Genomic DNA, 14,287 nt, shown 5'->3' on the forward strand with positions numbered 1-14,287 from the left:
GGAAGCCGGATGCCTGTATATCCCAATCTTCGCACCGTGTTCGTGCACATCCCGAAAACCGGCGGTTCGACTGTGACCACTTTGCTCAAGCGGGACCATCTGTTGAGTCGTCGTGTAAACGAACGCCATCCACAAGATGAAGAACGCGCGACCATATCCGGGCTGCTGAAACTGGTGGGGGATGAGGCCGATGACTACTACAAGTTCGCGTTCGTCAGAAACCCGTGGGATCGCTTTGTCTCGGCCTATCACTATGTGTGCCAGCGGCGCCCGGATTTGACAGAAGTCAGCGATTGCGGGTCGTTTGATGAGTTCATGGCGACATTTGCGCGTGACCCGGACCGTTTCCTCAAGATCCGGTATTTCATACCGCAGAGCTATTTTCTGACGGCACGCTCGGGCGAGATGCCGATTGATTTCATCGGCCGGTTCGAACGCTTTGATGACGATCTCAAAGTGGTGATGAAACAGCTTGGCCTTCGAAGGTCGACGGTGCGCCACAGGAAAAAGACGGCGCGTTCGGACTACCGTGACTATTTCGATGACGACAGCCGGGATGTGGTTGCGCAGGCCTACGCGCGTGACATCGAACTGTTTGGCTATTCCTTTGAAGACGGAAGCACCCGAAAGAAATCAAAGTTCCTTGGCCTGTTCTAAGCGGGTTAATTCCGAGACAAAAAAAGCCCGCACGTCGGTGCGGGCTTTCTCTGTTTGCTTGACTTAGGACTTACTGCGGAATTTCGCCTTCCAGCCCCTCGACATAGAAGTTCATGCCAGCCAGCGTACCGTCATCAGCGGTTTCGCCCTCGGCCAGCCAGTCACTGCCGTCCTGCTTCTTCAGCGGGCCGGTGAAGGGGTGGTATTCACCGGCAGCCATGGCGGCTTTCAGGGCCAAGGCTTCTTCTTTGACATCAGCCGGAACGGCGTCGGTGATTTCACCGATTGCGACCATGCCTTCACGGATGCCATCCCAGGTGTTCGCGCTTTCCCATGTGCCATCCATAACGGCCTGGGTCCGTGCAATGTAATACGGTGCCCAATCATCGATGATCGACGACACGCGCGGGAATGGCGCGTATTCGCTCATGTCCGAGGCCTGACCAAAGGTGACCACGTTGCCTGCCTCTTGCGCTGCCGCTTGCGGCGCGGTCGAGTCGGTGTGTTGCAGGATCACGTCCGCGCCCTGTTCGATCAGAACCGTGGCGGCGTCGGCTTCTTTCGCCGGGTCAAACCAAGTGTAAGCCCATACGATCTTGAACTCGACATCCGGGTTCACCTTCTTGGCGTGGATATAGGCCGAGTTGATGCCACGGATCACTTCGGGGATCGGGTACGAGCCGATATAACCGATGATGTTCGATTCCGTCATGTTTCCGGCGATATGGCCCTGAACCGCGCGACCTTCGTAAAACCGGGCCGAGTACACGGAAACGTTGTCGGCAGTCTTATATCCGGTGGCGTGCTCGAATTTCACATCCGGGAACTTCTTGGCCACGTTGATGGTCGGGTCCATGTAACCGAACGAGGTTGTAAAGATCAGATCCGCGCCTTCCAGCGCCATCTGGGTCATCACACGCTCGGCGTCGGGGCCTTCGGGAACGGACTCGACGAACACGGTTTCAACCTTGTCGCCAAAGTGTTCTTCCACGGCCAGACGGCCCTTGTTGTGTTCATAGGTCCAGCCGCCGTCGCCCACGGGGCCGACATATACAAAGCCGACCTTGGTTTTGTCTTCGGCCATGGCCCCCGAGGCCAGACCCAGCGCCATGGCGGCGCTTGCCAGAAGTGATGTGAATTTCATGTGTTACTCCCCAAGTTGGTTCAGTTGGCCCCTAGTGTGAGGCATGGAAGATCCGGCCCAGTGAGGCAGGTGCGCTGCTCTTGTCGGCCGAAAGGATCACAAGCACAAGGATCGTGATGATATAGGGCGACATTGCCAGATACTCGACAGGGATGGCAACGCCCGCTGCCTGCAAATTAAGCTGCAACACTGTGATTCCGCCGAACAAATAGGCGCCCAGCAAGGCGCGCCAGGGTTTCCAGCTGGCAAACACCACCAGCGCCAAGGCGATCCATCCCACGCCAGCCGTCATGCCCTCGGTCCATTGCGGCACGCGGATCAGGCTGATGTAAGCCCCGCCCAGGCCCGCGCAGGCCCCGCCGAACAGGATCGCCAGAATGCGGATCTTGATGACCTTGTAGCCCAGGGCATGTGCCGCGTCGTGGTTTTCGCCCACTGCACGCAGGATCAGACCGACGCGCGTGTATTTCAGCGTGGCCCAAACAGCGGCGGTCAACGCAATGCCGACATACAGGATCGGATCATGCTGGAACAGGATCGGCCCAATCACCGGGATATCACTGATCAAGGGAATATGGATGTCGCCCATGCTGGGGGGTTTGACCCCGACATAGCTTTGACCCATCAGCGCACTGAACCCCAGTCCAAACAGCGTCAGCGCCAAACCACTTGCCACCTGATTGGCCAGTGCCACCTGCGTCAGCAGCACAAACAGCAGGGACAGCACGGCGCCGCCAATCGCGGCAGCAATAAAGCCCAGCCAGGGTGAGCCGGTCTCGACCGAGATCGCAAAGCCGCTGATCGCGCCCACGATCATCATGCCCTCGACGCCAAGGTTCAGAACGCCAGCCTTTTCGACGACCAGCTCTCCGATCGCGGCCAGCAGCAGGGGGGTTGCGGCCACCATCAGCGAGGCGACCAGAAGGACGGGGTTAATCTCACCAAGATCCATTACGCTACCTCGCTACGGGCCGCACGGATGCGGTAGTTGGTCAAAAGATCGAAAGCCAGCAGGAAGAACAGCAGCATCCCCTGGAATACCTGAATGGCGGCGGCGGGCAGGCCCAGTTGGGATTGCGCAATCTCGCCGCCGATATAGGTCAGCGCCATCAGGCCACCGGCCAGCAGGATACCCACCGGATGCAACCGGCCCAGAAAGGCCACGATGATCGCGGTAAAGCCATAGCCCACGTTAAAGTCGATGCTGACCACGCCCGAGGGACCGGACACTTCGAACATCCCGGCAAGCCCTGCCAGCGCGCCGGACAGGCCCAGACAGAACAGGATCAGCCGCGCCGGGTTCACGCCTGCGAATTTCGCGGCCCTTGGGGCCTCGCCGGTCAGGCGGATGTGGAAGCCCAGCATGTGCCGGTTCAACAGCACATAGGCAAAGATCACCGCGATCAGCGCGGTCACGACGCCCCAATGCATCCCCGAACCGGCGATCAGCTCAGCATTATGCGCGCTGTCATAAGATTGCAGGTTGCGCGAGCCAGGAAAGCCGAACCCTTCGGGGTTTTTCAACAGCCCCAGCGAGACCGAGGCCAGCATCTGCTCGGCCACATAGACCAGCATCAGCGACACAAGGATTTCGTTGGTGCCGAACCGCACTTTCAGAAAGGCCGGGATCATCGCCCAGAGCCAACCGCCAAAGGCCCCGGCAACCACCATGATCGGAAAGATATAGAACGCCTCTAGCGGATAAAACGCCAGACCAGCGCCCGCGCCGAAAATGGCGCCCATGATATACTGCCCCTCGGCCCCGATATTCCAGATGCCCGCGCGAAAGCCAAGCGACAGACCAATGGCGATCAGAACCAACGGCGCGCCTTTCACCAGCAATTGCGGGCGATAGTAAAAGGCGAACTCACCGAACAGAGGATCCCAGAAAATGGTGCCAATGGCCTCGACCGGGTTCTTGCCCAAAATGGCGAATAGAATGCCACCAAACACCATGGTCGCCAGCACCGCCACCAAGGGGGTCGCATAAGACCACGCCTTCGACGGCTGCGGCCGCTTCTCCAACACAATCACCTGCTCATCCCCCCAAGTTCTTCATCTTTTTGTAAATACTCCCGCCGGAGGCGGCTCAACAGATCACACATGCGCCACCTCCATGCCATGCGCGCCGCCCATCATCAGGCCGATCTCGTCCACGGTCAGACCCGTCGTCGGGCGTGGCGCGCTCAGTCGTCCTTCGTTCAAGGCGGCAAAGCTGTCCGAGATTTCCATCAACTCATCCAGATCCTGCGAGATACAGACAACCGCTGTCCCCTTGGCCGCCAAATCCAGAATCGCCTGACGGATCGAGGCCGCAGCCGCCGCGTCCACACCCCAGGTCGGCTGGTTCACCACCAGAACGTCCGGGTCCTGCAGCACTTCGCGTCCGATCACGAATTTCTGCAGATTGCCGCCTGACAGCGACCGCGCCGCATTTTCCGGCCCCGGCGTGCGCACGTCGAACGCCTTGATGATCTTCTCGGCGAAACCCTTGGTCTCTGCCCATTTCAGAAAACCGTTGCTCTCCAGCCCTTCGCGGACAGATCCGGTCAGCAGGGCATTCTCAGTCAGGCTCATGTCCGGTGCCGCCGCATGGCCCAGCCGTTCCTCGGGTGCTGTCAGCACGCCCAGCTTCCGGCGCGCGCTCGGTCCAAGTTTGCCAACCGGCTGTCCGTTGAACTTGATTGCATCAGCGGCTGTCGTGATTTCACCCGACAGAACCCCCAGCAATTCATCTTGTCCGTTCCCGGCAACGCCACCAATGCCCAGAACCTCACCCTTGCGGACGGTCATATGTACGTTCTTCAACGCCGTCCCGAATTCCGATGGCGACGGCACCGACAAGCCGCTGACATCCAGCGCAACCTCGCCGAACGCGCGACCGGACCGTTCCGGCGTCTGCAGGGTCGAGCCCACCATCATTTCGGCCATATCCCGCGCCGAGGTCTCGGACGGCACGCATTCACCCACATTTTTGCCCAGACGCAGGATCGTGGCGTGGTCACACAGCGTGCGGATTTCCTCCAGCTTGTGCGAGATATACAGGATCGAGGTGCCCTCGGACCGCAGCTTGTTCAGCGTCTCGAACAGGATTTCGACCTCCTGCGGGGTCAGCACGCTGGTCGGTTCGTCCATGATCAACAGCTTGGGATCTTGCAGCAGACACCGAATGATCTCGACCCGCTGGCGTTCACCCGCAGACAGATCACCGACCGTGCGGTACGGGTCCAGCGGCAGGCCATAGGTCTCGGACACTTGCCGAATACGCGAGGCCAGATCGCCCATCGGGGGCGGGTTCTCCATCCCCAAAGCGATGTTCTCGGCCACATTCAGCGCGTCAAACAGCGAGAAATGCTGGAACACCATCGCAATGCCGTCTGCCCGCGCCGCGCGGGGCTCAGGTGGGGCAAAGGGTTGGCCGCGCAGCAGCATTGTGCCGCTGTCAGGCTTCACCAGCCCGTAGATCATCTTGACCAGCGTGGATTTCCCCGCGCCGTTTTCGCCCAGCAGGGCGTGAACCTCGCCTTCGCCAATGTCAAAAGACACCTGATCATTGGCCACGACGCCGGGATAGGCTTTGGTCAGCCCTTGCAAGCTTAGAAGTGGAGTGGTCACGCGCTCAGGTCCTTCTTCAATTCGTTCCGCCGGGCCGGGCGCAGCAGCTGTGCCGCGACGCCAACGGCGATCATCTGCGGGTGTTTGCCCAGGCCGGGGTCCCCGATTGGACAGGTGATCCGGCTGATCCGCTCGGGCGAATGCCCAAGGGCCGCCAACCGCGACCGGAATCGCGCCCATTTCGTAGCCGAGCCAATCAGCCCAGCAAAGCGGAAATCGTGCAAAAGCAGCCGGTTGCACAGTTCCAAGTCCAGAGTGTGTGAATATGTCAGCACAAGGTGTTCGGCATCACGGGGCGCATGGCGCACCAGTTCCGCCGGTTTTGCCGCCGGGACGACGGTAACGCCGCGCGGCACGGTTTCGGGGAAGCGCTCTGGCCCGGTATCAAGCCATGTGATCGCCAGATCGGGCAGGGGTGACAGGACATCAACCAACGCCCGGCCCACATGGCCAGCGCCCCATATCCAGAGATTGCGAGCCGGTTGGTGAACCGGTTCGATCATCCATCCGTCAATCAGTTGCGGGTCTGGCTCGATGCCCTGACCCCGCGCCCGCGCCAGCAGCCGTTTGACGGACAGGGGCATTTCGCCACCCGAAACCGGGCGAGCGATGAACTTGTCATCCAGAGTGTTGACCGCATCAAGGTCATAAACCTCGCTCAGCAGCGATACCGCCCCGCCGCAGCACTGGCCCATATCCGGGCCAAGCGCGTGTTGGCTCAGCCGTACCCGATCGGTCTGATGGCGCGCGGCTTGCGCCGCCTGATACTCCAACGTACCGCCGCCGATGGTGCCCGATTGCCCGCCCTCCCAGACCAGCATCGCGGCACCGACCTCGCGCGGGGACGACCCTTTAATCCCGGCTATGACCAACCGGACCACTTTTCCGTGGGTTTTGACCGCCTCCCTCAAAGCCTCCAGATCAAATCCCATCAGATGCCTCCCTTCATCCTTTGGACACCTCGCCAGACTTCCTCGGCCGTGGCGGGGGCATCCAATGCCGGGTATCCATCCCCGCAGGCCGCCACTGCATTCGACAGCGCCAGCCAGGCCGAGATGCCCAGCATGAAGGGCGGCTCTCCCACCGCTTTCGAGCGATAGATCGTATCCTCGCGGTTTTCACCGTCCCACAACGCGACGTTGAAGATGTCGGGCCGGTCGGAACAGGCGGGGATTTTATAGGTCGAGGGCGCATGGGTGCGCAGATTGCCCTTGTGGTCCCAGACCAGTTCCTCGGTCGTTAGCCAGCCCGCGCCTTGCACATAGCCACCTTCGACCTGTCCGATATCCAGCGCGGGGTTCAGCGAGGCCCCTGCGTCATGCAGAATATCCGTGCGCAGAATGCGGTTTTCGCCGGTCAGAGTATCTACGGCAACTTCGGTCACCGAGGCCCCATAGGCGAAGTAGAAGAACGGGCGACCCCGGCCCTTGATCCGATCCCATTCGATCTTGGGCGTCTTGTAGAAACCGGTCGCCGACAGGCTGACCCGGCCCTGATAGACCAGCGCAGCAGCCTCGGCGAAGGTATAGCGTTCCTCACCGACCGACACATGCCCGTCCGAGAAGGTCACGGTCGACGGATCGGCCTGATGCCGTTCGGCCAGATAGTCAGCCATCCGGTCGCGGATCGTGTCGCAGGCGGCCTTGACCGCCATGCCGTTCAGGTCACTGCCCGAGGATGCCGCCGTGGCCGAGGTATTGGGCACCTTGGCGGTATCGGTGGCGGTGATCTTCACCATCTCAAGCGGGATATCAAAGCGCGAGGCTGCGACCTGCGCCACCTTCTGGAACAGGCCCTGACCCATTTCCGTGCCGCCATGGTTCAGGTGGACCGAGCCGTCCTGATAGACATGCACCAGCGCCCCCGCCTGATTCAGGTGGGTCAGCGTGAAGGAGATACCGAACTTGACCGGAGAGAAGGCGATGCCCTTCTTGATAACAGCGTTTTCGGCGTTCCATTTCTCGATAGCGGCCTTGCGCGCGGTATAGTCGCTGGATTTCAGCAACGCCTCGGTCATGCCGTGCAGTTCGAAATCGCTGACCTCCATGCCGTAGGGGGTGGTGTTGCCGCCTGCGGGCAGGGGGCGCACTGGGGCGTTGCCGGTCTCAACCGCGCCGCGGCTGGTCAGGTCTTCGTGCGGGTCGGGGTGACCGAGCGGTTTTTCCGTGAGAACAGGGTCAGCAACAACATGCGCAGGCTCGTAGTAGTTCCGCCGCCGCAGTTCGACCGGGTCCAGTCCCAGTTCATGCGCGGCGTGATCCATCACGCGCTCGATCCCGACCATGCCCTGAGGACCTCCGAACCCGCGATAGGCGGTGGCGGATTGGGTGTTGGTTTTCAGCCGGTGGCTTTCGATGCGCGCGTTGGGCAGCAGATAGGCATTGTCCGAATGCAGCATGGCGCGGTCGGCGACAGGCAGGGACAGGTCCTGCGCCCAGCCACAGATCGCATATTGCAGGAACGAGACGCCCTGAATGTGACCATTGTCATCGAACCCGGCCTTGTAAGAAATCCGGAACGCGTGGCGCTTGCCGGTGATGGTCATGTCATCGTCGCGGTCATAGCGCATCTTGCAGGCTTTGCCGGTTGCCCGCGCCGCCACGGCGCAGGCAACGGCCAGAGCGTTGCCCTGACTTTCCTTGCCGCCGAAGCCACCGCCCATCCGCCGGGTCTCAACCCGGACCGCGTGCATGGGCACGCCCAGGGCGTCCGCCACCTTGTGCTGAATCTCGGTCGGGTGCTGGGTCGAGCTGTGGACCAGCATGTCGCCGCCCTCGTTCGGCACGGCCAGCGCGGCCTGCCCTTCGAGGTAGAAATGCTCCTGCCCGCCGATCTCGAACGTGCCTTCGATCACATGGGCCGCACCCGCGATGGCCGCGTCGGCGTCGCCTTTGGCGTAGATGCGCGGGCCGTCTTCGAACCGGCTGTCGGCGGCCAGAGCCTCTTCGACCGTCAGGATCGGGGTGCCTTCGGCATAATCGATCTGCCCCAGACGCGCGGCTTTGCGGGCGGCCAGATGGCTGGTGGCGATAACCAGAAATACCGGCTGGCCGATATAGTGAACGGTGCCGTCCGACAGTAGCGGCTCATCGTGGATCGAGGGCGAGACGTCGTTGGCAAAGGGCAGGTCGTCTGCGGTCAGGACCGCGACGACCCCGTCGGCGACCTTCGCCGCAGACAGGTCCATCGCGGTGATCCTGCCCTTGGCGATCGGGCTGAGACCAAAGGCCAGATGCAGCGATCCTTTGGGGGTCGGGATGTCGTCCACATAGCGCGCGGTGCCCGAGACATGCAGCGGTGCCGCGTCATGCGGCAGGGGTTTGGTCACGCTCATGCCGACACCTCCAGCACGTTTGTCACCTCGCCTTGATCTTCGAGGAAGTATCTCTCAAGCATCGCTTTGGCGGTTTCCAAACGATAGGTGGCCGAGGCGCGCATGTCGGTCATTGGGGTGAAATCGTCGGCAAAGGCGGAACGCGCGGCCTGAATGGTGTCGCGGGTCCAGGATTTGCCGATCAAAGCAGCCTCGACCTGAGTTGCCCGTTTCGGGATGGCTGCCATGCCGCCAAACGCGATGCGCGCCTGGGTGATGGTGCCGTCCGAGACGGTGATGTTGAAACAGCCGCAGACGGCCGAGATATCCTGATCGAACCGTTTGCTGAGTTTATACGCCTTCAGCCGGTCGGGTTGACGCGGAAAGCTGACGGCCTCGACGAACTCACCGGGGGTGCGGTCCTGTTTGCCGTAGTCGATAAAGAACTGCTCAAGCGGCAGGGCCCGGCGGGTGTCGCCTTTGCGCAGGTGCAGCGTGGCGTTCAGCGCGATCAGGGCGGGCGGGTTGTCCCCGATGGGCGAGCCGTTGGCGATGTTGCCGCCCACGGTGGCCGCGTGGCGCACCTGAACGCTGGCGTAACGGCGGATCATTTCGGCGTAGGAAGGGTGCAGATCGGCCAGCGCCGCGCCCATGCGGTTCATATCGACCATCGCGCCAAAGCGGATTTCGTCATCGGTGATGCTGATCTGTTTCAGGTCGTCGCAGCGGCTGAGGAAAATCACCGGGTCCAGATCGCGCAGCTGCTTGGTAACCCAAAGCCCGACATCGGTGGCCCCGGCGATCAGGGTGGCGCTTGGGTGTTCAGCGTAAAGAGCTGCCAGTTCGTCGGGGTTGTTGGGGAGGAAGGGGGGCTCTGCCCCCCGGCCTGCGGCCTCCCCCCGAGGTATTTTTGAACAAGAGAAGGACTGGTCGTTGGTGATCCAGTCCGGTGTCGGTTTTGGTTCGGCGGCTTGGGCGGCGCGGATGATCGGGGCGTAGCCGGTGCAGCGGCAGAGGTTTCCGGCCAGTTGCGTGTCGTGATCGGTGGCACCGGTGGCGTGGCTTGCGACCATCGACATCACGAAGCCCGGGGTGCAGAAGCCGCATTGCGAGCCATGCAGGTCGACCATGGCCTGTTGCACCGGGTGGGCTTCGCCGTTTGGACCGCTGGCCCCTTCGACGGTGCGGACCGCTTTGCCGTGTAACTGGGGCAGGAACAGAATGCAGGAATTGAGCGCCTTGTGGCCATCCGCATCCGTCACCATGACGGTGCAGGCGCCGCAGTCGCCTTCGTTGCAACCTTCCTTGGTGCCGGTCAGGCCGCGATCCTCGCGCAGCCAGTCCAGCAGGGTGGCTGTCGGATCGACATCCGCCAGTTCCACTGTCTCTCCGTTCAGAAGAAACGTGATCGTCATACGAGAAACCCGTCGCGTTACCCGGTTGCGCCCTTGGGTGCCCTCCTTCGATGCGACGTAGAAAGAGTGGCGGGCGGAGTGCTTGCCGTGTGATGTTAGAAACAGGGCAGGTTCTCTGGCAAGAAAAACTGCCTATGTGATGTACCATTACCCCCAGTCGGCGCGAAGGTGCGGGTTTTCAGTAATGTTCAGGCGATTGAAATTAAAGCGTTTTTTGCAGCGGCCTAGCCGCGGCCCCCGAAGCACCTTCTGAAAAAGACGAATAATCAGCGCCGATTTTTTAGGCATCCCAAAGCGTCGGTTCCCGCTTTTGCCGCGCCTCTGGCTGGGATAGCGTAGGGGTCATGAGCAGTTCCCCACGATTCATTCACCTCCGCGTTCACACCGAATATTCCCTGCTGGAAGGCGCCGTGCGGCTGAAAAAGCTGCCCGCGCTTTGTGAGAAGGCCGAGATGCCCGCCGTTGCGGTGACCGACACCAATTCGATGTTCTCGGCGCTGGAGTTTTCCGTCACCGCCAGCGGGGCCGGGGTGCAGCCGATCATGGGGTGTCAGGTCGATCTGACCTATGTGCAGGCGCAGCCCGGTGAAAAGCCCAAAGCGCCCGCGCCGCTGGTGCTGCTGGCGCAGTCCGAGGTGGGGTATGAGAACCTGATGAAACTGAGTTCCTGCCTTTATGTGGACAAGGGCGGGCAGTTGCCGCAGGTCACGCTGGACGAGTTGGCGGAATGGTCGGACGGTCTGATCTGCCTGTCCGGCGGGCCGGACGGACCGGTGGGAATGCTGTTGCAGCAGGGGCAGCGCCCGGCGGCTGAGGCTCTGGTAGACCGGCTGGCGGGGATGTTCCCGGATCGGCTGTATATCGAGTTGCAGCGTCATCCCGGTGAAGGTGGCCAGCCCGAGGCCGAGCGTCTGACCGAGCGGGGCCATGTCGAGATGGCCTATGCCAAGAACCTGCCGCTGGTTGCCACCAATGACGTCTATTTCCCGACCTCGGATATGTATGAGGCGCATGATGCGCTGATCTGTATTTCGGAAGGGGCCTATGTCGATCAGCAAGAGGGCCGCCGCCGTCTGACCGCGCAGCACTATTTCAAGTCGCAGCAGGAGATGGTGACGCTGTTCGCTGATCTGCCCGAGGCGATAGAAAACACGGTCGAGATCGCGCGGCGTTGCGCCTTTATGGCCTATCGTCGCGATCCCATCCTGCCGAAATTTGCTGATGATGAGGTCGCCGAACTGCGCCGCATCGCCAATGAAGGATTGCAGAAACGTCTGGCCGTGATCCCCCATGCGGTGACGCCCGACGAATATCAGGAGCGGCTGGATTTCGAGCTGGGTATCATCGAAGGCATGGGCTTTCCCGGTTACTTCCTGATCGTTGCGGACTTTATCCAATGGGCCAAGGATCACGACATTCCGGTGGGGCCGGGGCGGGGCTCGGGCGCGGGCTCGCTGGTGGCCTATGCGCTGACGATCACCGACCTTGATCCGCTGCGCTATTCGCTGCTGTTTGAACGGTTTTTGAACCCCGAGCGGGTGTCGATGCCCGACTTCGACATCGACTTTTGCATGGACCGCCGCGAAGAGGTGATCCGTTACGTGCAGCAGAAATACGGGCGCGACAAGGTGGGGCAGATCATCACCTTTGGTGCTTTGCTGTCCAAGGCCGCAGTGCGCGATATCGGGCGGGTGCTGCAGATGCCTTATGGGCAGGTGGATCGCCTGTCCAAGATGATCCCGGTTGAAGGCGTCAAACCTGTCTCCATCGAAAAGGCGCTGAAAGACGAACCGCGCCTGCGCGAAGAGGCACGCAACGAAGAGGTTGTGGACCGTCTGCTGAACTATGGCCAGCAGGTCGAGGGGTTGCTGCGAAATGCCTCGACCCACGCCGCTGGGGTTGTGATCGGCGACCGGCCTCTGGATGCGCTGGTGCCGCTGTATCAGGATCCGCGCTCGGACATGCCGGCGACCCAGTTCAACATGAAATGGGTGGAACAGGCCGGGTTGGTAAAGTTCGACTTTCTGGGCCTGAAAACGCTGACGGTGATCCAGAACGCGATGGATCTGATCTTCAAATCCGGGCGGCCCTTGCATGTGGCGGCGGATGGCACGGAGCTTTATGAACCCGCCGAAGGGGCCGAGAACCAGATCAACGCCATCCCGCTGGATGATGAGGCGACCTACAAGCTTTATTCTGCGGCCAAGACGGTGGCGGTGTTCCAGGTGGAATCCACCGGCATGATGGATGCGCTCAAGCGCATGAAACCCACCTGTATCGAGGATATCGTGGCGCTGGTGGCGCTCTATCGTCCCGGTCCGATGGAGAACATCCCGACCTATTGCGAGGTCAAGAACGGGCTGCGCAAGATCGAATCTGTTCACCCTCTGATCGACCATATCCTTGAAGAAACGCAGGGCATCATCGTTTATCAGGAACAGGTGATGCAGATCGCTCAGGTGATGGCAGGGTACAGCCTTGGCGGGGCCGACCTGCTGCGCCGCGCGATGGGTAAAAAGATCAAAGAGGCGATGGATGCCGAGCGGCCCAAGTTCGAAAAAGGCGCGGGTGAGAATGGCGTGGATGCCAAGAAGGCGTCCGAGGTTTTCGACCTGCTCGAGAAATTCGCCAACTATGGTTTCAACAAATCCCACGCGGCAGCCTATGCGGTGGTCAGCTATCAGACTGGCTGGCTGAAGGCGAACCATCCGGTCGAGTTCATGGCGGGCGTCATGAACTGCGATATCCATCTGACCGACAAGCTGGCGATTTATTTCGAAGAGGTCCGCAAGGGTCTGGAATTGCCCTATGTGCCGCCTTGCGTGAACCGCTCGCTGGCGACGTTCGATGTGGTCGAAGGGCATCTGGTCTATGCGCTGGGCGCGTTGAAAAACGTGGGCGTCGAGGCGATGAATCTGGTGGTCGAAGGGCGCGGGGATAAGCCGTTTGTCAACCTGTTCGACTTTGCCCGCCGTGTTGACCTGAAGAAGGTCGGCAAGCGCCCGTTGGAAATGATGGCACGGGCCGGGGCCTTCGACCAACTCGACAAGAACCGCCGCCGGGTGTTCGAAAGCCTCGATCCGCTGGTGCAATATTCGGCGGCGATCCATGAACAGAAGAACTCGAACCAGGTGTCGCTGTTTGGTGAGGCAGGGGACGACCTGCCCGAACCCCGCCTGTCGCCCACGCCCGACTGGCTGCCTGCCGAACGGTTGAGCGAAGAGTTCAAGGCCATTGGCTTCTACCTGTCCGGCCACCCGCTGGACGACTACATGCCCGCGCTGAAGCGCAAACAGGTGCTGACGCTGGACGAGGTGACGGAAAAGGCGCGCTCGGGCCCGTTGATCGCCAAAATGGCCGGTGTCGTGGCCGGGCGGCAGGAACGGAAATCCGCGCGCGGCAACCGGTTTGCCTTTGCCCAGCTTTCGGACCCGACGGGGGCATATGAGGTCACGCTGTTCTCGGACACGTTGGAGAAATGCCGCGAGTTTCTGGAAACCGGTGCGCAGGTGGTCCTGACGGCCGAGGCAACAATGGAGGCCGATCAGCTGAAACTGCTGGGCCGCTCGGTTGGTCCGGCGGATTCGGTTGTTGCCGAGGCCGGGGCAACCGGCCTGCGCATCTTTGTGGAGCAACCGCAGGTCCTGTCCACCGTCGCCACGGTGCTGGCAGACGCGGCGAGCGTCACCAAGGGGGCATCCAAGGGGCCGATACAGGTGTGCTTGATGGATCCGACCCTGCCCGGCGACGTTGAGATGGACCTGGGGCAGGAGTTTCCGATCAACCCGCAGATCAAGGGTGCGATCAAATCGCTGGATGGCGTTCTGTCGGTCGAAGAGGTCTGACCCTCGGATTTGTTGCCACAGCCTTTTTGCCTAGCTAAGCTGAACCCATACTCTCATTGACCTGTGAAACAGGAGGGCATTGGTTTGGCACTTTCAGGAATTGGGTCCAAGGCGCTGATGTTGGCCGGGGCGATCTCGCTTTCGGTGGCGACTGCGGGTTTTGCGGATGACAAAAAGAAGAAAAAGACAATCGAAGGCGCATTGATCGGTGCGGGTGTCGGCGCTTTGATCGGCGACGGCAAGGGCGCAGCAATCGGCGGCGTGGCCGGTGCGATTATCGGACATAACTGGAAATGAA

At 61.2% G+C, this 14,287-nt stretch carries 10 protein-coding genes; 3 read left to right on the forward strand and 7 right to left on the reverse strand.

The features are described from left to right. Positions 1–9 precede the first annotated feature (9 nt). Positions 10–657, forward strand: a complete 648-nt coding sequence (locus ACR0KX_RS00600) for a sulfotransferase family 2 domain-containing protein (protein ID WP_170452760.1) — start codon at positions 10–12, stop codon at positions 655–657. 70 nt (positions 658–727) lie between these two features. Here ACR0KX_RS00600 and ACR0KX_RS00605 read toward each other — a convergent pair whose 3' ends face one another. From ACR0KX_RS00605 to xdhA, 7 genes are all read right to left on the reverse strand, one after another. Further along, positions 728–1,801: a BMP family ABC transporter substrate-binding protein gene (locus tag ACR0KX_RS00605; RefSeq protein WP_170452758.1), complete on the reverse strand. Its 1,074-nt coding sequence runs from the start codon at positions 1,799–1,801 to the stop codon at positions 728–730. A gap of 31 nt (positions 1,802–1,832) precedes the next feature. Next, positions 1,833–2,753: an ABC transporter permease gene (locus ACR0KX_RS00610; RefSeq protein ID WP_170452756.1), complete on the reverse strand. Its 921-nt coding sequence runs from the start codon at positions 2,751–2,753 to the stop codon at positions 1,833–1,835. Then, positions 2,753–3,835, reverse strand: a complete 1,083-nt coding sequence (locus tag ACR0KX_RS00615; protein ID WP_170452754.1) for an ABC transporter permease — start codon at positions 3,833–3,835, stop codon at positions 2,753–2,755. The genes ACR0KX_RS00610 and ACR0KX_RS00615 overlap by 1 nt, the downstream gene beginning before the upstream one ends. Positions 3,836–3,898: 63 nt before the next feature. Beyond that, on the reverse strand, positions 3,899–5,416 hold the full coding sequence (locus tag ACR0KX_RS00620; protein WP_170452752.1) for an ABC transporter ATP-binding protein: 1,518 nt from the start codon (positions 5,414–5,416) through the stop codon (positions 3,899–3,901). Next, positions 5,413–6,348 carry a xanthine dehydrogenase accessory protein XdhC gene (gene xdhC, locus ACR0KX_RS00625; protein ID WP_170622813.1) on the reverse strand — a complete coding sequence of 312 codons (936 nt, stop codon included), beginning with the start codon at positions 6,346–6,348 and terminating at the stop codon, positions 5,413–5,415. The genes ACR0KX_RS00620 and xdhC overlap by 4 nt, the downstream gene beginning before the upstream one ends. Next, on the reverse strand, positions 6,348–8,750 hold the full coding sequence (gene xdhB, locus ACR0KX_RS00630) for a xanthine dehydrogenase molybdopterin binding subunit (protein WP_480626378.1): 2,403 nt from the start codon (positions 8,748–8,750) through the stop codon (positions 6,348–6,350). Before xdhB ends, xdhC begins: the two co-directional genes overlap by 1 nt. Beyond that, a complete protein-coding gene (xdhA, locus tag ACR0KX_RS00635) occupies positions 8,747–10,144 on the reverse strand; it encodes a xanthine dehydrogenase small subunit (RefSeq protein ID WP_480707727.1) in 1,398 nt (465 codons plus the stop codon). Before xdhA ends, xdhB begins: the two co-directional genes overlap by 4 nt. 344 nt (positions 10,145–10,488) lie before the next feature. Here xdhA and dnaE point away from each other — a divergent pair, with 344 nt between their 5' ends. After that, positions 10,489–13,989, forward strand: coding sequence for a DNA polymerase III subunit alpha (dnaE, locus tag ACR0KX_RS00640; RefSeq protein ID WP_170622820.1), 3,501 nt, complete (start codon positions 10,489–10,491; stop codon positions 13,987–13,989). Positions 13,990–14,073: 84 nt separating this feature from the next. Beyond that, the gene (locus tag ACR0KX_RS00645; RefSeq protein ID WP_480582689.1) at positions 14,074–14,286 is read left to right on the forward strand and encodes a YMGG-like glycine zipper-containing protein; all 213 of its coding nucleotides are present in this window, start codon (positions 14,074–14,076) and stop codon (positions 14,284–14,286) included. The last annotated feature ends 1 nt before the right edge of the window (position 14,287 follow it).

This window comes from Ruegeria sp. BG5 (assembly GCF_056538425.1).